Here is a 23,682-nt window from a genome sequence, read left to right as displayed (position 1 = left end):
AAGAAACATCGGCTATCGCCGACCGCTTCGCTTGTTTTCTAAAGAAACTGCGCTTCGCTTGTTTTGGGTGAGCAATGCGGCAGTGTTGCGGATTTTCTAAAGAAACTTCGTTTTGTGAAAGGCACGAACGCCAAGTTCGCTAACCTTTACCATAACGCGCAAAGCTCCCACAGCCCCACTGCAATTCTTAGAATCGTTTGGGCTAGAATCCACTTTTTTTCACAAGGGCTATTTTTTTTGAAAACGCCCATTTTTCTGTCATTGCGAGCCTTGCCGCTAGGCAAGGCGCGGCAATCCACTTTTGCGGATTTTCACACGAGGCACGATTGTCTTCTTCAAGGATTCTAGGCTTTTCACACTCTGCTTGGGATTCTAGGATTGTGGAGATAGAATCGTGGTTTTTACTAAAGAAACCTGCTTCGGCTTCGCCTTGCACCGCTTCGCTTGTTTTCAAGCCGCGCAAGGAAGATAAGACTTGAGGTCTATCGCGTGAGCTAGGCGCAGAAATCCGCGATTCTAGCCCACAAGCTGAATCCTAGTAACAACACTAAGGCACTAAGATTGGATAGCCTAGGATTCTCGCCCACCTCGTCTCCTGACTACCCTGCACCACGCAGGGCTTGCCCACTAGAGAGAGCAGCGGCACATCACTTGGGCAGTCGCTATAAGCATAGGAGTTTGGCAAGTCGTATCGCGCTAGGTCTAGGCGATCATCTAGGGCATAGAGCTTGCGCTCTTGCATCGTGTGTAGCCCTGATCTATTACCGCTTAGGATCTCTTGCCCCTGTTTATCAAAAGTGGATTCTAGCTCTACGGCTAGGATTGTATCTATGCCAAATTGCTGCATAAAAGGGCGGATATAAATGCCAAGCCCCCCAGATACCACGACTATGGTATGCCCCTGCGCCTTGTGCCACAGCAGCCTATCTAGGACTTTTTGATTGATATGAGTGCGTAGGCTTAGGGCGTAGGAGTGGGCTAGGGATAGGGCGGTTGATAGAGGTAGCCCAGCTAGCTCAGGATAAGTAGGAATTATCAGGGCTTTGTGTAGCAGATTGAGCTTTTTTGGTTTGGGCGTTGGCTTTGCGCGATAAAGCAGGGAGTTTGTGGCTCGCGGCGTCGATAGACCTCTAGTCTTATCTCCTTGCTCGCCACTGCACAACCCTGCTTTCTCATCGCAAATCCTGCCGCCTGCAGCTTGGCTACAAAACACATTTTGAGCTTGGCTTTCAAAAATCCTAGAATCCTTTGCGGAGTCGCTTAGATTTCTGTCATTGCGAGTCTTGCCGCTAGGCAAGGCGCGGCAATCCATAGTTTTTGCGGAAGCAAAAATGGGAGTATCACTAGAATCCACTTTTTCACAAGGGCTATTTTTGCTGTCATTGCGAGACGCTGCGGTAGCAGCGGCGTGGCAATCCATTTTCGTGCTAGAATCCGCTTTCGCGCCTTTATGGATCGCCACGCCGACTTCATCGGCTCGCGATGACGGGAAAAGGTGTTCATCGGCTCGCGATGATGATTCTAAATCTGCGGAATGACTACCTAAAGCCTTATAGATAATCCTAGCCCCTTTGCGCAGCAGCCTCTGTTTATACGAGCTTGGCGATCTATACGCGCTATTTGCCTTGCGTGCTAGCTCCAAAAAGGGCGATATACTCTGCCTATCTACGATCGTCTCACAAAAGTCAAAAATCGCTAGGATTTTTTTCATTATGCCCCTTTAGCACGCGCTAAAAATCTCTTGTAATGCTTGGAGTATCTGCGCGTTTTCTTGCTCGCTGCGGCTAGCTATGCGTAAAAACTCGCCCTCTAAGCCGATTTTATCGTTACAAGAGCGCGTATAAATCCCATAGCTGCTAAGAAGCTTTATACACAAATCCTGCGCCTTTGTGCCATTAAGCAGCTCAATTAGCGCGAAGTTTGCCTTGCTGGGGTAGGTCTTTATAGAATTTATTTGCCCCAAAGCTTTGAAAAACTCTTGCGTTTGCGTGATATACGATCTACGCACGCGCTCGTATTTTTGTAGAAACTCATCATCGCTAAATAGATTGAAGAAAAACTCGCTCAAGCCATTGACATTCCATAAATAGCCATTGCGCAGTAAATCACGCACGCGATTTTCCGCCATAATCCCATAGCCTGCGCGCAAGCCTGCTACGCCAAAGTCTTTAGACATACTTTTGATAAGCACGACATTGCTAAATTCCTGTGCAAGCTTGGTATAGCTAATTTGCTCTAGGCTGCTATCTTCATAGGCAAAGTGCAAAAAGCTCTCATCTATGATAATGGTATCTAAATGCCTTAGCCTAGCCAAACACTCACGCAAGGTGTCATAGGGGATATAGGAGCCATCGGGGTTGTTTGGGTTGATGAGTAGAGCGTTTTTGGCGTTGTGGTCTTTGATAAATTTGGTGTAGGCTTCTATATCTAGGGTGTAATTTTGCTCTTTAGGAAGCTTGTAGAGAAGCACTTTTGCGTCATTTCGCACAAATTCATAGTAGGAGGAAAAAGTAGGGATTGGCACGACTAGGTTTGTTTGCACAAAATTATGCAGCACTGCTTGGATCACTTCTATCGCGCCATTGCCGATGAAAATATGGGGAGAGTCTATGTGTAGATACTTTGCTAGCTTTTGGGCGATGATGTGATTTTGACTAGGGTAGAACTCTAGGGCATCGCGCAAGCCTTGCTTGGCAAGCAGTTTGGATTCTAGCTCTTGCATAAAAAGATCAGTCGCATAAGGGTTAGACAAAAAGCACGCATCGATTGTGATTTTTAAGCTTGGGAGGGCTTCTTTCAAAGTAGCGATACTTGGGCTATGTGAGCCAGAAGCGGCTTTGAGCTGGGCAAGGGATTTGGCTAGGGCTAGGTCATTGGCATTAAGGTGTATCATCGCTATCCTTTGCTTATATGCTATGCGCGGCGGCGCGTTTGATGATATGTAGGTGGTCTTTGAAAAGCGGAGAGTTGGTCTGCTCGGGGATCTCACAGCTTGGCACATCAGGGTTGATTTCTATAAACAATGGCTTATTTGTGCTATCTAGGGTGAAGTCCCAGCCAATTAGCCCAAAGTGTGGCAAAAGCGAGTGCATATCGCGCGTCATCGCTAGCAATTTGTCAAAGCTAGGGATTGGCGTGGATTTGTAGCTTAGATCTTTGGCATTTGGCAGCGCGGCGATAGGCTCGCCCTTGCCTCTAATGATAAAATCTCGCAATAGCCCAGAATCCATATCAATCCCTATGCGGAAATGCCCGCCATTAGAAGTAAGCCCATCTTCGCCCACAAGCAAGGTCGCTGATACGATAGAAAAGCTCCCTTCATACAGCAGGCTTACTATGCGGATCGTGTTGATACTAGTGGGATTTAGCGCGGATAGGAATGGGGATTGGGCGATTTTGTCCTGCACGATGAAATCACTTGGATAGTGGCGCAGCAAGGATTCTAGCTCATCTTTGTCTAGGCTAGATTCTAGTAGGCGGATATTGCTGCCAGAGCCGGTTTCGCTAGCTCTTGTGGGCTTGATCACACAAGGCGTGCTAGAGCGCACAAGCTGGATAAAATCCGCTTGAGAGATGATCTTGTGGCGCAGGGGATTTGGGGTGGATTCTAGTGCGGAGGATTTAGGCTTGCTAGAATCCAGCACATAGTAGCTGCCATTGATACGCCTAGCAATCGTGCTTGGGCGATTGTAGGTAGAAAAAAGCGCGTCATAGTAGTTTTTATCCGCTAGGGCTTTGGCGTAGCCTTGGGTGTTGAGATAGGGCAGGAGCGTAAGATAGTAGAAAGCATTGTCAAGGTAGGCGGGGTGGCTGGGGCAGAAGCGATTAGAATTGTAGATGATAGTATGCCAGCTAAGTGTATGCCTTAAGCGGTGCTTGGGTAAAAGGGGCTGCCAAAACGCTAGGGCTTCTTGCTTGGCAGGCTCTGGCAGGGGGGATAGGTGCTTGTGTATGGCTAGATAATTTTGCGTCTTTTGGTCAAAATACTTCATCGCTTGGTGGGTGTGGTAAGCGGACTTGGCGCGTTTGTAGAGAGACTTGGCAAGGGGCTTTAGCATTCTTATCCTTGAGCTGCTGTGCTAGGGCTAGCACGAGAGCGGTTTGGGTGGGAATGCTACTCCCCCCCCCCCTTAAAAACTCATTAAACCGCCTTGAGCGATTCAGCCTTGGGTGAGCAATGCGGCAGTGTTGCGCGTTATGGCAAAGGCACGATCGCCAAGATCGCTAACCTTTACCATAACGCGCAAAGCTCCCACAGCCCCACTGCAATTCTTAGAATCGTTTTGCACTAGAATCCGTTTTTTCAAATCTTGCCGCCTGTAGCGTTTTAGGCGATTTGGCTTTACTCAAGAAAGCTGCCTTGAAAACAAGGGATACCGCTTAGGCTGTGCCGATGTTTCTTTAGAAAGCCACGATTTTTCATCTCAACTGCTTCCGCCTGCGACTCGCTTACATTTTTGGCGTTTTTGTTAAAAATCCTAGAATCCACTTTTTCACAAGGGCTATTTTTTTGAAAACGCCCATTTTTCTGTCATTGCGAGCCTTGCCGCTAGGCAAGGCGCGGCAATCCATTTTCGCACTAGAATCCGCTTTGCTGGTTTGTGGATCGCCACGCTCGTTTCACTCGCTCGCGATGACGATAGGGTGGTATGGCACACGGCTCGCGATGACGATAAAGGGCGTTGCTCCTAGAATCCACTTTTTCTAAAGAAGCTACGCTTTGTATTTTTTGTGCGTTGTTTAAAAAAGTGGATTCTAGGGTTTGAGTTGATTTTTCACAAGGGCTATTTTTTTGTCATTGCGAGCCTTGCCGCTAGGCAAGGCGTGGCAATCCATTTGAGTTTTTCAAAACGGATTCTAGGGAGTGGGCGGATTTTCACTTTCAGCCTGTTTGTCTTCCCCAAGGATTCTAGGCTTTTTACACTCTGCTTGGGATTCTAGGATTGTGGATATAGAATCGTGGTTTTTACTAAAGAAACCTGCTTCGGCTTCGCCTTGCACCGCTTCGCTTGTTTTCAAGCCGCGCAAGGAAGATAAGACTTGAGGTCTATCGCGTGAGCTAGGCGCAGAAATCCGCGATTCTAGCCCACAAGCTGAATCCCTACAAATCCCTTTGCGTTAAAAAATCGTATAAATAAACGGCGCAACTGCTGAGCCCTTAGCCAGCACAATAAGCGCACCTAAGAAAAGCATCACCACAATCACAGGGAAAAGCCAAAATTTCTTGCGCTCTTTCAAAAACACCCATAGCTCTTTGATTAGGTTCATTATTGCTCCTTTAGTTTGGTTTGGCATTAGACCTTTGGCTGGTGGATTTGGCTTTTTGCGATAAATGCGAGAGCGGCGGACAATCGCTGCAGTCATTACCGCTAAGGTAACTCTCTTGCGATTGTCCTTGCAACCCACATTTCTCATCAAAAATCCTAGAATCCTTTGCCTGCTTGCTTACATTTGCGCCTTTCCTAGAATCCACTTGCGCGGATTTATGGATCGCCACGCTCGTTTCACTCGCTCGCGATGACAGGGAAAGGGGTTTATCGGCTTGCAATGACAAAAAATCGCCGCTATGATTGCCCAAAGCCAAATCCCTTTGAAAAGTGGATTCTAGGGTGTGTTTTGTGTGTATAGATCGCCGTGCTTTGTCTTGCGCCAAAGCTCGCGATGACAGAAAATGGGCGTTGCTCCTAGAATCCACTTTTTGCCTTTATGCTGCCATTTTCTATCTGCTCGGCGATAAACTCCGCGATCTGCGCATTTGCTCTAGCATTTGGGTGGGTATCCCAGCGCGAAATGCGATAAGCAAAATGCTCCAAATCTCCGCGCTTAACGCGCGCTAAGTCCTGCTTATACTCAATCCCCAAAATCTCGCTCATTGCCCAAAACTTTATGCCCATTTGCGCTAGGCTCTCTTGTATAAGGCTATCGTATCTGTCTAAAAACTGCGCGTGCATATCATAGTCATACACAAGCACATAAAGCGGCGCGTTGTATCGCTCGCGCAAAAGGGCTTGGATTTTAGCCACAATGGCGAAGTAGGTTTGCGTATTTTTAATGGGTAAATTGATGTTAGGGTGAGAGGCGACACCGATTTGATATGATTCTAAGGCTAAAAGATCTTTAGAATCATAGTTTTGACTAGGGTTTGAGATAAACTTAACTATATATGATTTTTCAAGCTGATTTATAAGCTTTTCTTGTATGGTAAAGTGTTTGGGCGTTGCGTAGTCTTCTTTGTAGAAGGGCTTTTGCGCTTCTTTGGTGAAAATGCCTTGATAGTGTGGCGTGCCGGTAGAATCTAGCGTGTATTTTGGACCTAGCACCGCGCCTAATGCACGATAAATATGATGTGGGATAATGATGTAGAAAAAGATATTTTCTTGGCATTGTGATAGTGCTTGCTTGTCAAGATCAAATTCTAATCGCGCGAGCATTGTATGCGCCCCTGCGCCACCTATGCCAAAATTATTGATATGGAAATGTGGCAGATCTTTGGCTAAAAATGCTCCTAGAGTCTCATCATCGCTAAGCCCAGATCCATAGGCAAAAGAGCCGCCATAAATATTGATACAGGCTTTAGAGTCGTTGTTGTGTGGGGTTATGCGATTGCCATAAGTATCGTGCGTGTAAGTGGGATTATAGACAAGCTTGCCATCGACTGAAAAAGGAGTTTGTATAAAGAGATTGGGCGTATTGGCAAAGCCCAAAATCTCGTGCGGCTGCGTAAGCCGAGAGCTGCTTATAGCAAGCTTTTTGTAGTAGAAAAATGCTTCACCTGCGATGATACAAAGTGGGAGTATAGTGAGATAAGAGAGTGCTAGCTTAAGGGCTTCCGTGCGGGATTTACGCGCGAAGTAGATGAGAAGTAGCGTGAGTGCCGCGCTAATCCACATATATGGCAAGATACTACACTCAAATTTCTGCATACATACTCCATCTAGCTTTAGCACTATGGCACTAGTGCCAAGATAAGCTAGAATCCACAATGCAAGCGTTAGGGGTTTGTGCCATCTCATCGCGCTTCCTTTAGAATTGATTTTTCATACTTGTGGGCTGCTTGTCGCGCGTGATGAAGTAGCTGTCATTATGAAGCTTTGGGGCGAGAATATCGCGCCTAGCTAGCTTAAACACCAGCCCCAAAGGCACAAACACGCAAAAATACAGCACCACCAGCGATGCGCGAGAAATGCACCAGCCCATCACGCTGCCGACTTTGATTTGCGCGATATAGAGCGGGGTGGCAAGCTTGGGGCAAGCTTGCAAGGCTAGGGCTATGCCAAGCCCTGTAATCGCCCAGATTCTATAATGATCGTGTAGAAGGACTCCAGAGAGTAAAAACACGGCAAAAATCCCCGCCCAAATGCTTAAGAATATGCGTAGGTCGTGTGTGCTCATAGTAGCTCCTTTTTTAGTTTGGTGTTGGCTTTTGGCTGGTGGATTTGGCTTTTTGCGATAATGCGGGAGCGGCGGACAATCGCTGCAGTCATTACCGCTAAGGTAACTCCTTTGCGATTGTCCTTGCAACCCACATTTCTCATCAAAAATCCTAGAATCCTTTGGCTGCTCGCCTACATTTGTGGCTTTCCTAGAATCCACTTTTTTACTAGTGGTGTTGTTTTTTGTCATTGCGAGACGCTGCGGTAGCAGCGGCGTGGCAATCCATTTTTGCACTAGAATCCACTTTTGCGCCTTTATGGATCGCCACGCTCGTTTCACTCGCTCGCGATGACAGAAAAAGGGGTTCATCGGCTCGCGATGACAGGAAATCGCCGCTATGATTGCCCAAAGCCAAATCCCTTTGAAAAGTGGATTCTAGGGTGTGTTTTGTGTGTATAGATCGCCGTGCTTTGTCTTGCGCCAAAGCTTGCGATGACAATAAATGGGTGTTGCTCCTAGAATCCACTTTTTGCCTTTATGCTGCCGCTTTTTATCCGCGCGGCGATAAACTCCGCGATCTGCTCATTTGCCCGAGCATTTGGGTGCAGATCGCACCTATCTATGCCATACGCTTCCCTTTGCTGCTTATAATTGGGCAGAATCTCGCTAGCTAGCACTAAATCCATTGCCCCCCCCCCTAAGCCGTTTGCAAAATGCTGAATAATCGCGTGCGACTCCTTGCGCTCTATCTCATCGCTTACATCACTAGAGTCCCACAGCACAAGCGCAAAGCGTGCATTAAACTGCTCTTGTAGCTGCTTTTGCAGCGCGTCAATAATCGCAAAATACAGGGCGTTATAGCTCTCATCATACTCATAGCTAGGCTGTAAAAGCTTGTAGAGATAGCTCTGCGCTAGGCGGGCTTGGAGCTTAGGGGCAAGCTTGGCTAGCAAGGGACTTGTATGCAAATATGCATTGCCCCACACTAGAGAGCCACTAGGATCAAGGGAGAATCTAGGGGCATTTGTGCCTTGCTCCCACGATGAAAAGCCACTAGCCCTAGCGATATGCCCGGGCAAGCTCTCATAGATAGCTAGCACGCTCGCGCAGTCTTTGACTATGTGCTTTACCTCGCCGCTTTGCACAAGGGCTAGGGCTTGGTGGGGTCCATAGCCGTGGAAGCCGAAGTTGTAGATCCTAGCATTTGTGTGTGTGCCAAAGTAAAAGGGCAGGGTTTCATTATCCTGCACGCCCTCGCCTATGGTAAAACTATCGCCAAAAAACAGCACACAAGAGCTAGAATCCACTTTACTACTAGGCGTGATCCGCCAGCCAAACTCATCGGTGGTGTAGGAGACATTGTAGATAGTTGTGCCATTATGCGTGGTTTTATGCGCGGTGGCGGTGGTGCTTGGCTTGCCTTTGTAGCCTGTGATGGGGCTTGGGGTGAAGTAATCGCTCGCATAAGTGCCGCTTGTGCTAGCAGCGCAAGGATCTTGCTCAAAAGTGGATTCTAGCGTGTAGTAGCCATACAGCTCGCCTATGATTAGGCAAAGTGGGGCTATGGTGAGATAAGAGAGAGTGAGCTTAAGGGCTTTGTGCTTTGAGACTATGGCAAGGTAGATTAGCAGAGCCAAAGCCCCTAAGCTAATGAGCGCAAAGGGCAAGATCCCAAAGCCTGCGCGACCCTTTAGCACGCTATCTAGCTTTAGAGTCGCTATGCTTACTAGAATCCACACCAAAGCCCATAGTAGCCCACGCATTTTTATGCTTAGTTTGCTATATCTCATCTTCGCTCCTTAATCCAGCTCGTATTTGTCTTTAATATCCCTAAACCTTGCGATATGCTCTTGTGGCTGTTTCTCTTTATACAGGATAAAGTCTTCAATCACTAGCATATCCATCTCCGTCCCCATAAAACACGCATAAGAATCATAAGGGCTACACACCATAGGCTCACCTCGCACATTAAAGCTCGTATTCACTAGCACAGGCACACCGCTAAGTTTATAAAACTCCTCTATCAAAGCGTAATAACGCGGATTTGTCTCTTTATGCACACTTTGGATTCTGGCGGAATAGTCAATATGCGTAACGCTTGGAATCTCGCTTCTAATAATATTTAACTTATCTATGCCAAAAAGCTCTTTTTGCTCTTGTGTGAGTGGGTAGCATTTCTCTTTTTTCACAGGGGCTACAAGCAGCATATAAGGGCTTATATAATCACACTCAAACCACTCATTGATGGCAAAGTCCAGCACACTTGGGGCAAATGGGCGGAAAGATTCTCTATATTTAATCTTTAGATTCATCGTCTTTTGCATTGTGGTATTGCGTGGATCGCCTAGAATCGATCTAGCCCCCAATGCCCTAGGTCCAAACTCACACCGCCCTTGATGCCAGCCTACTACTTTACCTTCGCTTAATGCCTTAGCGGTTAATTGTTTAATCGTGTCAAAATTATGTTTTTCATAGACTGCGTTTAGGGAATCTAGCGTGGCTTGGACTTCGTCGTTGGAGTAGGATAATCCCAAATAGCTTCCCTGCATAGAATCTTGTAGCAAAGGCGTTGGCTTTGGGGCTAGAATCGCGGATTGCTGCGGCGAGTCGGCGGTTACATACGCTTTAGTATGCGCCCTTGACTCGCCTTGCAAAGCCACGATTCTATCACCCAAATCCTGCCGCCTATCTGCGTTTTGAAAAAACACATTTGAGTCTTTGCTCTCTAAAATCCTAGAATCCTGTGCTGGCTCGCTTAGATTTTGAGCGGTGCTAGAATCCGCTTTTTCACACTCGGCTTGTTTTTCTTCACGGATTCTAGGAATTGCGGTGGGGCTTTGTAGGCTTTGCTGAAATTTGGGGGCAGGAGTTACCTTTTCGGTAATGACTGCCCCAAAATTTTGGCAATCGTGCGAATACTCACCCAAGACCGAATTCACATTTCTAGGCTGTTTGCATTCTATATGGTAAAACGCTAGCCCACACCCCACCGCACTCCCTGCATCCCCACTTGCCGGTTGTATCCAAATATGATCCAAAATCTTTTCTTCTTTGATAAGCTGTTGATAAATCTTGCCATTACCCACGCAGTTTAGCGCGACACCACCGCTTAAGACGAGATTCCTACTACCGCTTAGTCTAGCTGTGGTGCGAGCTAGGGCTATCATTATCTCTTCAGTTACTACTTGCAGGCTTGCAGCTATATCCATATGGATTTGTTCTAGCTTAGATTCTGGGCTTCTTTGTGCGTGAAAAAGGCTATCAAACTTGGCATTTGTCATTCTTAGCCCATAAGTGTAAGAGAAATACTTCATATTGAGTGAAAAGCTCCCATCAGGCTTCATATCTACTAAATGCGTTTTGATAATATCTACAAACTTTGGCTCTCCATAAGGGGCTAAGCCCATCACCTTATATTCACCAGAATTGACTTTGAAGCCTAGATAATAAGTAAAAGCAGAATACAAAAGCCCCAAAGAATGTGGAAAATGCAGCTCTTGCAAAATCTCAATATGATTATTTTCCCCCTTAGCAATGGTAGTAGTCGCCCACTCACCTATGCCATCAAGGGTTAGAATCCCAGCATTACTAAAAGGACTTGGGAAAAACGCACTACTGCAATGGCTTAAATGGTGTTCGCTAAAGTAGAGATTATTAAGCACTTTTTGCTTAAATGCTTTTATTTCTTGCTTACTTTTTTGTGGATAGAGTTTTTTATACAGAGATTCTAGCTCCCTTGCGATTGTCTCTTTTAAGAAAAGCTTAGTTGATAACCATACAGGGATAGCCTTTACAAAGCTTAGAAAGCCCTTTGGTGCGGTGGCAAAGTAGGTCTCAAGCAGGCGTTCAAAGGTTAGGAAGGGTTTGTCATAGAAAACAAAGGAATCAATAGAATCTAATTCCCCCCCCCCCCGCAAAATATCATCATTAGAAGTTTTACTAAGATACTCTAAACACGCCTCAATGGATAGTTTGGGAAACGCATTATCTGCTTTAATGCGCGAGAGTCGCTCCTCTTGCAGCGCAAATACAATGCGATCATTTTCTAAAAGCGCGATAGCACTATCGTGGTAGTAAGCAGAAATCCCTAGGATTCTCATCGCTATCCTTTGAGTATGGTGTGTGCGGGGAAATAAAGCGCGATTATAGCAGTGCTTGCTTAAATCTATGTTATTGCTAGGGCTAAATCCCACGCTTCTGTAACCTCCCCCACCCCATAGCCTTGCAGCAGTTTGCGCGCTTTTTCAAGCTTTTGCTCTAGCTCGCGCTCATCTTTGGCGAAGTCATTTGCTAGCAGCAAGACTCTAGCGATAAGCTCATCATCAAAATATTTGCGGGATTCTTGCAAATCTGCTTGTAGCTTAGGGCTGTATTCTACGCGCTTTTTGCACCACGCCCCAAGCGCGTAGATAAGCTTCCTTTGCAGCTTAAGCAGCTGCTTTATATCCTCCCAGCTAGGCTTGGATAAAAACTGCGAGCCTAGCACAATGCCCCTTTGATAGCTATCAGCATAAAGTCCATACACACTAGGCTCTAGCTCGCTCTCATCAACAATGGCTTGGGAAGTGTTGGAATGCGGCGTGATCTCTACCAAGACTGCTTTGTGAAAGCCGCTGGAGAATACCGCTGCCACGCCTTTTTCAAGCCTGCTTAGAAACTCCATCTGCTCCTCTTCTAAGGCAATAGTGCTAGATACTGCTTGCTTATCATCTTGGGCGAAGAGCTTATGCACGATTTTGGTGTTGGTGTTTTTTAGCACTTCTGGGGTGAGCTTGTTGGGGATTTGGTCAGCGATGATTAGGCACTCGCCGTATTTGCGCACTTCTGCGAGCATATCCGCAAAGCTCTCCACCGCTTGCTTCTTGCTAGGGTTATCACCGGGCTGGAATTTGCTTAGGAGTCTGTGGGCTTCTTCTATGACGATGATATGCTGGGCTTCTTTAGATGGGCTATGCTTAAATCGCGCTTTAATCGCTTCAAGCAAATGCCCCAAAACAAGCCCCATCACAAGCGATTTTTCCGCGCCATTGCGGATCTCCTCCATTTCTAGCACGACCTTTTTGCTAAGTAGCTCGACAAAATCTAGCGATCGCTTTGTATCAAGCATAAAGCCCTTAGAGCCTAGCACCAAGCTTCCTAGCCGCGCTTTAATCGAGCCGATATACTCGCCCTTCAGTCGCCCTGCCTCATCGCCAAAGCCCTGCGCTTCTACAACAGCCTCTATATTTGCTAGCACATCACTAAGTGTAGGGAAGGCATAGACTCCATCAGCCCAAGGATCATCAAAAAACGCATTTTCATTGCTAGCGATATTCCAGCCTTTGTCTGCATAGCTTTTGTATATCGCTTGCTCGATGAGCTGGGGGATAGCTGCTTCCATATCAAAGGCAGCTTCTATGCTCGCGCGGATCATATCAATGCGTGAGGTGATACTCTCGTGTGGGAAAAACTCAAAAGGATTAAGCCGAAAGGGCAGGGCATTATCTTTGCCTAGCGTGAAAACTAGCAGCTCATCGCCAAAATTGCGGCGCAAGATGCGATACTCTGTCTTTGCTGGCTCAATCACAAGAAATGGCAAAGTGGATTTTAGCAGTAGGGTTTGGGTGGTGGTTGTTTTGCCGCTGCCTGTAACACCTGTGATAAAAATATGGCGATCAAGGGCTTCTCTATCAATGCCTACTTGCTTGCTTGTTGCATTACCACTTTGGATCAAATGCCCTAGCGTGATTTGCTTGTCAAAAGGCGTGAAATTTAGCCCGAACTCCACCTCCTCTCTTAGCTCTAAGCCGATGACATCTTTTTTGGGCAAGCCTAGCAGCAGTCCTAGCTCCTTTGTGCTAAGCCAATTTGCTAGCTTGTCGCTGCTCTGGGAGCTTAGGGGGACTAGGGCGTTTTGCTCTGGGGCTTGCAGGTGGGGGAGCTGGAGATTGGTGTATGCTTTGCGTGCGGTAGAAGTGGATTCTAGGAGGAAGGCTCGTAAGGGGATTTTGTTGCCCTTTTGCCCGCTAAAAAGAGAGATGACCGTGTTTTGCAGCTTGTGTAGGACTACTGGGGAGTTTGAGAAGCAAAATATCCCACTGGCAAAAAGCCCCTTACCGCTGGCATAATCAAGCCTAGGGAGCAAAATTTCATCAATATATTCCTGCCAATTAGCAAAATATTTATTGACAATCTCGCGTGTGCTAGCCTGTGAAGAGCCTTTTTGCGTGCCTGTGGTGTGGCTCGTGCTTGTTTGTGTGCTGCTGCTTGTGGCTTTGCTCTCGCTACTACCCTTGCTCTCACTGCGGCTGCTGCTCTCACTTGTGCCCTTAGTGATCGACTCGCTCTTGCCGCTGCTCTGGGCTGCGCTGCTATTTGTGCTGCTGCTGGTGCTGACACTCTCCCCCGCGCTGCTGCTAGTGCTTTTGTAGTCGCCGCTTGTGCTAGTGCTTTGGCTGGTGTTGGTGCTACGACTACGGCTGTCATTTGTGCCTTTGGTGGTGGATTTGCCCTCGTTCCTGCCTTGAGTTTGGCTGTGGCTTGTGCTGTGGCTGCTACTAGTGCTTTGATTGGTGCTAGTGCCTTGTGTATGACTCTCACTGCTACTAGTGCTTTTACTTATGCCCTCACTCTGGCTTGTGCCATCGCTGCTGCCCATCTGCACGCTTTCTTTGGCGAAACACGCGATCGCCCTATATATCTCATAAATCTGTGTCTTGATAGAATCCACTTCTTTATAATTCACGCACGAAGCTATGACCATAAAGCCAAAGGAGCTATCCTGCACGCTATCGATATTGATCATCGTATCTGCTAGGCGATCTGCGCCTTGGAAGTTTTCTTCTTCTATCACGCCGGGCACGCCCTCTATCACGCTGCTTGCTGTGCTGTGCTGGATCTTTTGCAGTAGCTGCTCCTTTTGCTCTCTATCTAGCTCGATAAGCTTGCTGCCGCGGAAATTGCCCTTGATACTTGGGGCTAGAATCTCTCGCGCAATATCTTTGATACTAAGCTTTAGCTCCCTATCGCTCATATAGTCCCTAGCCACGCCGTAGTAGAACTCCACGCCATTTTTATCACCTAGCATAAGGTAGATGATATTGATCCCGGGTATCCTAAGAGAGCTTAGGACATTTTCTAATGCCTGCATTTGCGGGGCATCGGTGTCTTTGTGGTAAGTAACACTAGAGATGCGATACAGCACGCAGTCTAGGTGGTCTAGCTCTTTTGACACAGGCTTGTAGGCTAAGGCTGTGCCGCTGCTGCGGTAGTGGTGCTTGCTTTGGAGAGTTTGGGGGAGAGAAGTTAGGTTTATCATTGTTTAATCCTTTGTTGGTTTGTGGGCAGGCAATACTTACAATCAAGCCTAGTTGCTATCTTTAGCTCTACGATTTTTCACATACTCTGCCCACCTATTCCCCTCTCTCTCCCTACTCTTAGGTATCGCAGGGACACAAGGTGCGTGTATATCCACTTCTATGCTGATATGCAGGCGATCTATCTTGCCTGCTTTATCCATAGCGATAGGCTTGCCGCTTGGAGGCAGTAGCTCTCTTGGCTCTAGGCTACATCGCTGCAATAGCTCTTTGATAAGCCCTAAGCTAGTCCAGCGACTCCTGTCTTTTGCGGGCGTGAAGTAGGGGCTAAGGATCTCATAAGGCGTATCATAGATGAAGCACAGATCCATTCTATCGCTAGAGGTAGTCTCTAGCTCCCTCTCCCACCACTTCCACAAGCTTTCATCAATGTCAAAGACTTCTTGCCCCTCTTTTTTGAGTTTCTCTACCCCACCTTTGCCATCATTGGTCGCATAGCGGCGGAAAATACGGAGCTTATCATCGCAAGCTACAAATAAGCACGCAATATCAATGCCACTCATAGCTAGTCTTGCAGCACATCTTTGATCTTGGCGTTTAGATCTTGGTCGCTTAAGCTTGGGTCGGTGGCTTTTATGGCTTCTTGTAGGGTGGATTTGGCACTATCGATATTCTCTGGCTTCTCCCCTGCGATATATTTGCCCACTTCTTGGGGATTTACGCCGTTTTTATCCGCAGTTTCAATGATACTTTTGACCTCTTGGGCGTTTAGCTTGCCATCATTAAACTTCGGTCCCACATCTTTGAAGAAGCTTAGATCAATTTGATCATACTGCTCTTTTACCCCTTCTAGCGTGATAAATGCCCCTAATGCCGCGTTTGCCGTGCTGATAGTCTTATCTTCATTGACTGAGCAATCCACCCTGCCAGCCTTAATCTCCTCTTCTAAATACTTAATATACTCCTTTGTGGTCTCAAAGTCCTCTGGCTTTTTATCGCACTGCTGCATAGCCGCGCCAAGATTCTCTGGCTTGGTATCACCACTGATAATCTCAAGTATCTTTCCAATAGCCGTGATGATGTCTCTCACCACAGGCAAGCACTTAGCGATCTCCACCGCGATAGGTGCGGCTTTAGCGATAAAGCCTCCTATCGCGGAACACGCACTTGTAACACCACTTACCACAGCACTAATCGCACTTCCGATCAAACCTAACATTTTTCACTCCTTATTCTAATATGTAATCTACGCTATATAGCACGCTATCATCTGCTTTTGAGATGACACTTACTTGTATCCCATTTGCCCCTTTTGCTTGGATATAGATAGAGTCATCTTCTCCATACGCTTTATCGAGCCTGATTGTCTTGAGCTTGGCATTAAGCTCTTTGGGCGAGTAGTCTTCTCTCTCATCGGCTGCCCTTTGATCTGGCGTGTAGAGCAGCTCATACTCTGTAAAATGCGCGTGGTCTAAGAAGAGCTGCTTGCTGCCATCGTGCAGGGCGTTTCTGTCGATAACTAGGTTAAACTCTTTGGCATCGCCTGTGCCTAGGAAGTATTTAAACTTCGCATCATCATTGACACCTACGCTCGAGATGATTTCTATACGCCTATTGCTTGGGCGAGATTCTAGTAGCCCAAAGACTACGCCTGTCTTGCAGGTAACCTTTTTGGCTAGATCTTGCTCTATGGCACTTGCTCCAAACTGCCTTACTATCTCATCATCTGCTTCTGGCGTGCCTAGCGGGGCGTGTAGCTCAAAGCTTATGCCTCCTTTGCTCTCTCTTTTTATCAATGCTTCAAAGGCTTCTTTGACAATGGGCGATCTAGCGGCATTGCCCCCTAGGAAAATATGCAGCAAAAGCCCATCATCTTTGCTTGGGCTTGGGAAATGACTCCTAGCTGTGGCAAGAAACTCTTGGAAAAATTTCTCCACTCCTGCTTGGATTTTTTGCGTAAGCTGGGCGATAAGCTTTTTGGACTCAATTTGTAGTGAAACGCTTACATTATCTCCATCGCTTGTGCATAGATCAAAGCTAGTGTTAGATAGATCTCCAAACTCTTCATAAGCTTGGATATTTTCTACTATGAGGCGTAGCACTTTTATCATCGCCGCGCTATTGCGCCTAGCTTCTTCGCTGTTATCGACTTGGTCGCGGATAGCGTCATTTAGCTCTGGGTCAGGAAAGGGCGATTCGCTAAATTTGCAGCCACTCTCACGCATACGCTCTAAATTTTGCTTGAAGGCTTCATAGGCTAAAAACTCTAGCAGATTCTCTCCGCCTAGCTTCTCATCGCCTCCGCCGCCAAAATGCTCTAAGCGATAGGTATAGCCCTTAGTCTGTGAGAGTGATAGCACCCCAAAGTCAAAGTCCGTAGTCCCCCCACCGAAGTCAAACACCCCATAATACACCTCCAAACTTCGCTTTAAGAACTTTTCACGCATAAAGCCATATTCATCAAGCGCGCAGATCGCATACGCCGCTGGCTCAGTGGCGATTTGCTCGACTTTTATGGAGTTGTTGGGATTGGTAAGCACAGCATAAGGGATAGCCTTTTTGATCCCCCTTTCAAAGCTAGCTCGGATCTGTTCTCGCACTTCTTTGGAGAATTTATCAGGGTAGGAGAGGAGATAGGTGGTGTAGATACCATTATCCATCGTGTTGATAAAGCGTGCGAGGTAGTAGGCATAGATTTCTATGGGGTTGAGATTGCGCTCATCGCTGCCAATGTGTAGAAATTCTTTTAGGGAAATGGTGTTGTTGTCTTGATCTTTCACGCGGTAAGTTTTGCCATAGCCTGCCCACTGCTTGAGCTTGCTAAAAAAGCGCGAAAAATCCTCTGCTAACGCTTCGTTTTGATGATTTGCCGCAATGTGAGAGATACATAAATCCTCCAAAGCAGTTAGCGGGCGAGTCTTGCAGCTGCTATAAGCGATTTGGAAAGCAGGGATATGGCGAAACTCCATAATGGTAGGGTTTTCATAATCTTCTTTTTTGATCTCGCCGCTTGTCCTGCTCCCCACTCGCAGCAGGCGTTTTTCTCCACTCTCATCGATGATACCTACAGTGGTAGATTTCGTCCCAAAGTCTATGGCGACTACGCTATTTGGCTTGACATCGGCGTTGGGATTTCTAGCAGGCAGCGTTTTAAATAGGGGGATTCTAATGCTGCTTGCACTTACATCGCCATAACGATACAAATCCCAATGCCCGATATTGATGTCATTAAGCCTGCTTTTGTCATAAGGGCTTATGCCTATGGCTATCTGCTCGACTGCTAGTAGCACTTTTTTTGCGTTCTCAAAGCCCTCTTGTGTCTCTGGCTGTATGGCTACAAGCTTTAGTGCTAGGGGTTCATTTTTGTGTAAGATGATTTCTTTTACATCTAAGACATTTTCTATCATAGCTACTCCTTTATAACAACAAGTGATTTTAGGGTGTCGCCCTTTTTGAAGCCTTGTAGCAGCACTTTGTCGATTGTGCCGCTTACTTTGTCATTCACAGCGATATGCTTTGCCGTGTCAAATCGCTCGCCCTCTTGCGTCTCTATCCGTTCATAGACATAGCCCATCTTGCCTAGAAACTCCCACAGCTTTTCGATAAACACTCGCAAGCTTTGTAGCTCTTGGGACTCTAGGCTTTGCCCATTTTTATGGGATCTTTGCGCCATTTCGCTCATATTTTTATGCACGGTAGGAAGCTTATCTCGTATCCCTAGGATAAAGGCTGGGTTGCTCTCTGTGAGATTTAGGCTAGCGCGGAAGCTTTGGGGTAGCTCTTTATAGCACGCTAAGAGATCTTCGCCAAAGTCCTTACGCAGCGTTTCTAGCTCCTGCTCCTTTGCTTGCAGAGCGTTTTTAGCTTTGCCTAGCTCATCTTGTGCTGCTTCTAGCTTATCTTGCTTGTCTTTGATCTCTTGCTCTTGGGATTCTAGCTTGCTATTTGCTTCTGCTAGCACTTCTTTTGCTTGCTTTAGCTGCCCTTGCGCTGCCTCTAGCTCGCCTTGCTTTGTGCCTAAATCACTTTTGGTAGTGTCAAGGTCTTGTGCTATACGCTTTGCCTGATCGTGCAACCTATCAAAGCCTTCTTCACTGATACAATTAAAGCTTACTTCCTTGCCGTTTTCAATTATTATTAGGCGATATTGCTTTAGCCCATTTTTGCTTAGAATTTCTTCTGCCATTATGTATGCTCCTTTGGTGATTCCTACGATTCTGCCAAGATGTCTAAAGAGTGTTTTCCACATTTTTTTCCTTTGCTTCTTTTTGGGGATGTCAATTCCATTAGCCTTGGCAAATGCTACAAAAGCTTTGTCCCATTTTTTTAGCATTGCTTCGCGCTTTTTTTCACTATTTTGACTCTTGGCTTTTTCGCGTTTTTTTGTGCGTTTTTTTCGCACGCCTTTGCCTATGCCCTGCCATAGTGCGGCTACATATTTCATATTTTGCTATTTACTCCTTTGTGTGTGGTTTCCTTTGTCAATGGTTTTTTAGGCAGGCTTTTTACCAATGCCCCTGCCACTACGCCATCTTTGCCTACATAGATCTCCTCTTGTGTTTTTGGATCTTGTATAGAGAGATAGATTAGGGCTTTGATGATCTCTAGCTTTTGATACATAGCTTTCGCCGCTGACTTTTCCGCATAGCTTCTAAGCTGCTCTAGCACCCTTTCATCAAAAATACGCTTTAGCTCATAGTAGCTGCTAATCTCTGCTTTTTGTAGCAGCTTCACAAAGCCTTTATCGATATAGTCAATGGGGGCGTTGATATAGGCTAGATTCTGTGTTTTGACCTGTGCTAAAAGAGCTGAAAAATCCTCGCTATTTAGGCAGGTTTGGATCACATCAGAGCTATCTAGGAGCAGCTGCTTTTCTCTCTCGTGCTTCTTGTCTGGCTCGCTGGCGGTGTGGATTTGTTGAATAGAGTCTTTTGTCTGCCTATCTTTTTGCTCCACAAGCTCTAGTAGCTCCTCAAAAGCCGCATCTGAGAGCTCTAGTAGCGCGGCGATCCTATCAAATATCCGCTCGGTTTCTTTATCAAGCTTTTTGTCTGGCTTGTAGCGGACTTTATGCTCAATCTCTGCCCAAATATATTGCAAAAATGTCATTGTCTGTATTTCTGCGCGGAAGTTTTTTAGCTGCTCCTTTGCTACGCCTTTTGCCGCTAGCAGCCGCTGCCCATTCTCCCACTCATCTATGAGTGTTGTCTCGCCATCGATCTCGCGGTTTTCCCAAGTGATTTTGCCATCCAGCAAGCTCTCATCAAACCACACGATATGGTGTATGCCTAGGTAGCCAAACTGCCTTTTTTCATACTTCTCATCACGCAAATTCGCGCTATTTTCATCATCGCGCAAGCCCCCTATACGCTTCACAAATTCAGTGTTAAAGGCTTTTTGATCCTTGGTGGTGTTGAAGATGACTTTCACGCCTGCTAGATCGGTGATTTGATGAAGTGGATCGGTGTAGTCTTTGTTGGGGCGGGTGATTTTGCCCTTGTAGCTCTCTGGCTTTTTGGTGCGGGAGGTGATTTTGTAGTTTGAGCTGATTTTGCCCTCTTTAGCAAGATTATCGGCTATGTTTTTGACATAGTTTTTGATAATCATTTCAAAGATTTTGTAGATCTCGCGCCTTTGCTTAAACTTCTCGACTTCGGCTTCTGGGTTTAGGATTGTTGGATTTCTCATTTTTATCCTTTTGTTTGGGTTTGGTTGTTGTTTTGACTTGTGTTGTGGCATTATGCTTGGACTCTAGCTCTTGCAGCCATTGGGGCTTGTAGAGTCTGTATCCGCAGTGTTTGCAGTAGCCGTCTTTGTCGGCGATGAAAGGGCGGCGCAATGAGTGGGTGCATTTATCTAGCGTGGATAAGGTGGCGTTGCGGATAGTTTGTAGCAGTAGCTTTGTGCGCGATGTAGCAGCACGCCATAGAGTAGATGGGGGGCTATATCGCCGCGCTGCGGCTTGCGGCGTGGCTGCATTTTGGGCGGTGCTAGAATCCTTGTTTATGTTTTTTGTGCTTATGGATCGCTGGTGAAGCAGGGCTTGTAATGATGATAAAAAGGTGTTCCTAGAATCCACTTTTTCTAAAGAAGCCGCTCTTTGACTTATCGCATTTTTGTTGTCATTGTGAGCGGTGCTTTTGCTTGTGTGGGCGTTGTTTTCTCTGTCATTGCGAGCAGGCGCGGTAGCGGCTGCGTGGCAATCCACACTAGAATCCACTTTTTGTGTATCAGCGGCGGCGTTTTCAAAAGTGGATTCTAGGAGTTGGGTGGTTTTTGTGATTTGTGTTTCAGTGCCGCTTTTGGATTCTAAGATTTTGGAGCTAGAAACGGGGCTTTGTGTATTTTTTGGATAACTTTGCTCGCGGTTGGATTTTCGTGCTAAAAATGGGGCTTCGCAAGGCGATTCAAGGGATTTACCTTGAGTGGTAATGAGCGCAGAATCGCCGTAGCGATCGCCATTTTTAGCCGGAAAGCCTACGCGCCTAAGTTCCCCCCCCCCCCCCGTTTGTAATGCAGTCTAGGATTCTCATCGCTATCCTTTAAGTATGGTATGGCAGGGAAATAAAGCGCGATTATAGCAGTGCTTGCTTAAATCCACTTTTAAGCGATATTAGCTAGAATCCAGCCCATACTTTACGCTCAAACCAAGCGATACTACTTTTAAGGATAAGCGATGATTTTTATCGATGCGGCATTGAAAAAGCCCACGCCCTATACACCTATATGGCTTATGCGCCAAGCAGGCAGGTATCTAAGCGAGTATCAAACCACACGCGCAAAAGCGGGGAGCTTTTTGGACCTGTGTCAAAATGTCGCGCTAGCCACGGAGGTAACGCTCCAGCCCGTGGAGATCCTTGATGTGGATGCGGCGATTTTGTTTAGCGATATTTTGGTGCTGCCTATGGCTATGGGGCTAGAGCTTGAGTTTGTCGCGGGGGAGGGTCCAAGATTTTTGCAAACTACGCGCGATGGCTCAAGCATAAACACGCTTAAAAGCGGCGTGCAAGATGATCTTAGCTATGTGTATGATACGATCTCTAGCGTGCGATCAAAGCTTGCTAGAGATAAGGCATTGATAGGATTCTGCGGTGCGCCTTGGACACTTGCGACTTATATGATAGAGGGGCAAGGCAGCAAGAGCTACACACAGAGCAAAAGACTGCTTTATACCAATCCAACGCTACTTCACACATTGCTGCAAAAGCTCACAAAAGAGCTTATCGCGTATTTAAGTGCGCAGATTAGAGCAGGGGCAAATGCCGTGCAGATCTTTGATAGCTGGGCGGGTGCGCTTAGCCCTAGGGCGTATATAGAGTTTGGCTTTAGCTATATGTGTGAGATCGCGCGATCGCTTAAAAAGGACTTCCCAAGTGTGCCGGTGATGCTTTTCCCCAAAGGTGTGGGCGGCTTGCTAGAGGAGATCCGCTATGAAGTGGATATGTGCGGGGCGGAGTTTGAAGTGTTTGGAGTGGATTGGGGGGTCGGTATGGGGAGGGCAAAGCAGGTGCTAGGAGATAAGTTTGTCTTGCAGGGCAATCTCGAGCCAGCCTTGCTCTATGACAGGGCGGCTATGGAGAGTGGGGTTGATGAGATAGTGCGGATTATGGGGAAGCAAGGGGGGCATATATTCAACCTAGGGCACGGAATGCTCCCAGATTTGCCGCGAGAAAACGCCATAGCCTTAGTGCAAATGGTGAGAGAAAAGACCAAGCGATAGCCTTTCATCTAGCCGTGAGAATCACGCACACCACTAGAGTTTGGTGCTTGTGATCGTCTAAAATATAAGCAAATAAAAAGCTAGATTCTACTAAAATCGCGCCTTTGTTTTACCGATACTTTACATTTGTAATCTACGCTTAAGGAGATCTGTATGTTTCGTTCATTAGGTGGGAAGCTTACGGCAAGTGTGGTGGCAATCTCTGTTGTCATCATTATGGCGATAAGCTATTTTAACTTCCAGAAAACTTCTAGCAAAGTTGTCGAACTCTACCAAGGTATCCAGCAGCAAACGCTCGCAGCAGCCTATAAGAGTATCTATATCACTATGGCTGATGAAGCCCAAGAGCATTTGCGTATCGTAGCAAGAGATGTGGCAAAGACCGATCGCAACGATGTCGTATCCCAGCGGCTGATCCTTAGCACGACTTCTTCACTTGCGAAATATCCTTTGATGTTTATCGTCTATGAAGATGATGGCAAAGCGATTTTGCAAGATTATAGTGAGAATGGCAATGCGCACTTATCGCCTGCGTGGGATAGCGCAGGTGGGGTAGATCTACGCACGCGTCCGTGGTATGTCCAAACCAAGCAGAAAAATGCCGGTATCATCACGCCTGTGTATAAAAGTACCGTTGGCAAGTATAAAGGATACGACTTTGCCACTGCGACAATGCCTATCATCAAAAATGGCAAGTTTATCGGGGTCGTGGGCTTTGATATACCAGTAGATGGATTCCAAGCGAGATTTGAGGCGTTCAAAAATGCCGAGATACCATCGATGAGCGTATTTATGACAGACAATGGTGGTGCGATCTTCTCGCACGAGGATATGGAGTTTGTCAAAAGTGGATTATCAAAAGATGTAGAGATTGCCCTGCAAGAGAAGCTACGAAATGACCCTGACCACGATGGGACAATTGACTATAACTTGCGTATGCCAAATGGTGAGGTTGTTGATAAGCTAGGATTTTATAAGCAATTCCCCTTTGGCTGGACAATTGTCGCCACTGCGGATAAATCAGACTACACACGCGCTGTAAATAAAAACCTCATTGAGACTATTATTATGGCAAGCATTATGATAGTTATTGGCGCGGTGGGGATATTTTTCATCATTCGCCACTTCACTGCACCGATCAATACGATTAAGCAGCTGCTTATAGGATTTTTCCAATACCTAAACCACGAGACAAAAGTCGCGCCAAAGCCACTTGTGCTAAAGAGCCAAGATGAGCTAGGGGTGATGGCAGTAGCTATCAATCAAAACATCGAGCGCACGCAAAATGGGCTA

At 46.6% G+C, this 23,682-nt stretch carries 24 protein-coding genes; 3 read left to right on the top strand and 21 right to left on the bottom strand.

Annotation, left to right across the window (positions count from 1 at the left end; translation table 11 throughout):
- Positions 1–202: 202 nt before the first annotated feature.
- The 6 genes from NYG90_RS00120 to NYG90_RS00095 all read right to left on the bottom strand — a co-directional run bounded on the left by NYG90_RS00120 (position 203) and on the right by NYG90_RS00095 (position 4,489).
- The gene (locus NYG90_RS00120) at positions 203–463 is read right to left on the bottom strand and encodes a hypothetical protein (RefSeq protein WP_285264504.1); all 261 of its coding nucleotides are present in this window, start codon (positions 461–463) and stop codon (positions 203–205) included.
- An 84-nt stretch (positions 464–547) separates the two neighbouring features.
- The gene (locus NYG90_RS00115; RefSeq protein ID WP_285256169.1) at positions 548–1,711 is read right to left on the bottom strand and encodes an HAD-IB family hydrolase; all 1,164 of its coding nucleotides are present in this window, start codon (positions 1,709–1,711) and stop codon (positions 548–550) included.
- A 9-nt stretch (positions 1,712–1,720) separates the two neighbouring features.
- On the bottom strand, positions 1,721–2,893 hold the full coding sequence (locus tag NYG90_RS00110) for a pyridoxal phosphate-dependent aminotransferase (RefSeq protein ID WP_285256168.1): 1,173 nt from the start codon (positions 2,891–2,893) through the stop codon (positions 1,721–1,723).
- A gap of 13 nt (positions 2,894–2,906) precedes the next feature.
- Entirely contained in the window at positions 2,907–4,058 is a 1,152-nt protein-coding gene (locus tag NYG90_RS00105) for a sugar-transfer associated ATP-grasp domain-containing protein (protein ID WP_285256167.1), read from the bottom strand.
- Between the two features lie 102 nt (positions 4,059–4,160).
- Positions 4,161–4,307, bottom strand: coding sequence for a hypothetical protein (locus NYG90_RS00100; protein ID WP_285256166.1), 147 nt, complete (start codon positions 4,305–4,307; stop codon positions 4,161–4,163).
- A 35-nt stretch (positions 4,308–4,342) separates the two neighbouring features.
- Complete coding sequence (locus NYG90_RS00095) at positions 4,343–4,489, bottom strand: hypothetical protein (RefSeq protein ID WP_181814134.1); 147 nt, start codon at positions 4,487–4,489, stop codon at positions 4,343–4,345.
- Between the two features lie 21 nt (positions 4,490–4,510).
- Between NYG90_RS00095 and NYG90_RS00090 the strand changes: the two genes are divergently transcribed.
- Positions 4,511–4,708, top strand: coding sequence for a hypothetical protein (locus tag NYG90_RS00090; RefSeq protein ID WP_285256165.1), 198 nt, complete (start codon positions 4,511–4,513; stop codon positions 4,706–4,708).
- A 149-nt stretch (positions 4,709–4,857) separates the two neighbouring features.
- Here the strand turns inward: NYG90_RS00090 and NYG90_RS00085 are convergent, their stop codons facing one another.
- The 15 genes from NYG90_RS00085 to NYG90_RS00015 all read right to left on the bottom strand — a co-directional run bounded on the left by NYG90_RS00085 (position 4,858) and on the right by NYG90_RS00015 (position 20,877).
- Complete coding sequence (locus NYG90_RS00085; protein ID WP_285264503.1) at positions 4,858–5,028, bottom strand: hypothetical protein; 171 nt, start codon at positions 5,026–5,028, stop codon at positions 4,858–4,860.
- Between the two features lie 90 nt (positions 5,029–5,118).
- Positions 5,119–5,268, bottom strand: coding sequence for a DUF5989 family protein (locus NYG90_RS00080; RefSeq protein WP_285256163.1), 150 nt, complete (start codon positions 5,266–5,268; stop codon positions 5,119–5,121).
- Between the two features lie 10 nt (positions 5,269–5,278).
- Positions 5,279–5,695 carry a hypothetical protein gene (locus tag NYG90_RS00075; RefSeq protein WP_285256162.1) on the bottom strand — a complete coding sequence of 139 codons (417 nt, stop codon included), beginning with the start codon at positions 5,693–5,695 and terminating at the stop codon, positions 5,279–5,281.
- Positions 5,685–7,013: an SGNH/GDSL hydrolase family protein gene (locus NYG90_RS00070; protein WP_285256161.1), complete on the bottom strand. Its 1,329-nt coding sequence runs from the start codon at positions 7,011–7,013 to the stop codon at positions 5,685–5,687. Before NYG90_RS00070 ends, NYG90_RS00075 begins: the two co-directional genes overlap by 11 nt.
- 10 nt (positions 7,014–7,023) lie before the next feature.
- Positions 7,024–7,668, bottom strand: a complete 645-nt coding sequence (locus tag NYG90_RS00065) for a hypothetical protein (RefSeq protein ID WP_285256160.1) — start codon at positions 7,666–7,668, stop codon at positions 7,024–7,026.
- Positions 7,601–7,900 carry a hypothetical protein gene (locus NYG90_RS00060; RefSeq protein WP_285256159.1) on the bottom strand — a complete coding sequence of 100 codons (300 nt, stop codon included), beginning with the start codon at positions 7,898–7,900 and terminating at the stop codon, positions 7,601–7,603. Before NYG90_RS00060 ends, NYG90_RS00065 begins: the two co-directional genes overlap by 68 nt.
- Positions 7,890–9,164, bottom strand: a complete 1,275-nt coding sequence (locus NYG90_RS00055) for a hypothetical protein (protein WP_285264502.1) — start codon at positions 9,162–9,164, stop codon at positions 7,890–7,892. Before NYG90_RS00055 ends, NYG90_RS00060 begins: the two co-directional genes overlap by 11 nt.
- 9 nt (positions 9,165–9,173) lie before the next feature.
- Complete coding sequence (locus NYG90_RS00050) at positions 9,174–11,474, bottom strand: carbamoyltransferase family protein (RefSeq protein ID WP_285264501.1); 2,301 nt, start codon at positions 11,472–11,474, stop codon at positions 9,174–9,176.
- 65 nt (positions 11,475–11,539) lie between these two features.
- Complete coding sequence (locus tag NYG90_RS00045) at positions 11,540–14,671, bottom strand: ATP-binding protein (protein WP_285264500.1); 3,132 nt, start codon at positions 14,669–14,671, stop codon at positions 11,540–11,542.
- A 48-nt stretch (positions 14,672–14,719) separates the two neighbouring features.
- Complete coding sequence (locus NYG90_RS00040; RefSeq protein WP_285256153.1) at positions 14,720–15,232, bottom strand: hypothetical protein; 513 nt, start codon at positions 15,230–15,232, stop codon at positions 14,720–14,722.
- A gap of 2 nt (positions 15,233–15,234) precedes the next feature.
- Positions 15,235–15,888: a hypothetical protein gene (locus NYG90_RS00035; protein WP_285256152.1), complete on the bottom strand. Its 654-nt coding sequence runs from the start codon at positions 15,886–15,888 to the stop codon at positions 15,235–15,237.
- Positions 15,889–15,898: 10 nt separating this feature from the next.
- Positions 15,899–18,076: an acetate and sugar kinases/Hsc70/actin family protein gene (locus NYG90_RS00030; protein WP_285256151.1), complete on the bottom strand. Its 2,178-nt coding sequence runs from the start codon at positions 18,074–18,076 to the stop codon at positions 15,899–15,901.
- A gap of 2 nt (positions 18,077–18,078) precedes the next feature.
- Complete coding sequence (locus NYG90_RS00025) at positions 18,079–19,113, bottom strand: hypothetical protein (protein ID WP_285264499.1); 1,035 nt, start codon at positions 19,111–19,113, stop codon at positions 18,079–18,081.
- Positions 19,110–20,357 carry a RelA/SpoT-related domain-containing protein gene (locus tag NYG90_RS00020; protein ID WP_285264498.1) on the bottom strand — a complete coding sequence of 416 codons (1,248 nt, stop codon included), beginning with the start codon at positions 20,355–20,357 and terminating at the stop codon, positions 19,110–19,112. The genes NYG90_RS00025 and NYG90_RS00020 overlap by 4 nt, the downstream gene beginning before the upstream one ends.
- Entirely contained in the window at positions 20,308–20,877 is a 570-nt protein-coding gene (locus NYG90_RS00015; protein ID WP_285264497.1) for a hypothetical protein, read from the bottom strand. The genes NYG90_RS00020 and NYG90_RS00015 overlap by 50 nt, the downstream gene beginning before the upstream one ends.
- Positions 20,878–21,345: 468 nt before the next feature.
- Here NYG90_RS00015 and hemE point away from each other — a divergent pair, with 468 nt between their 5' ends.
- Together hemE and NYG90_RS00005 are read left to right on the top strand one after the other, a co-directional pair.
- The gene (gene hemE, locus NYG90_RS00010; RefSeq protein ID WP_285264496.1) at positions 21,346–22,389 is read left to right on the top strand and encodes a uroporphyrinogen decarboxylase; all 1,044 of its coding nucleotides are present in this window, start codon (positions 21,346–21,348) and stop codon (positions 22,387–22,389) included.
- Between the two features lie 153 nt (positions 22,390–22,542).
- A partial coding sequence (locus tag NYG90_RS00005; protein ID WP_350338531.1) for a PDC sensor domain-containing protein occupies positions 22,543–23,682 on the top strand: 1,140 nt, incomplete at its 3' end.

Source organism: Helicobacter zhangjianzhongii (assembly GCF_030249855.1).
In the GTDB taxonomy this organism is placed as follows: Bacteria; Campylobacterota; Campylobacteria; order Campylobacterales; family Helicobacteraceae; genus Helicobacter_B; species Helicobacter_B zhangjianzhongii.
The sequence above is the reverse complement of the archived record's forward strand: the minus strand, read 5'-3'. Positions and strand labels throughout refer to the sequence as shown.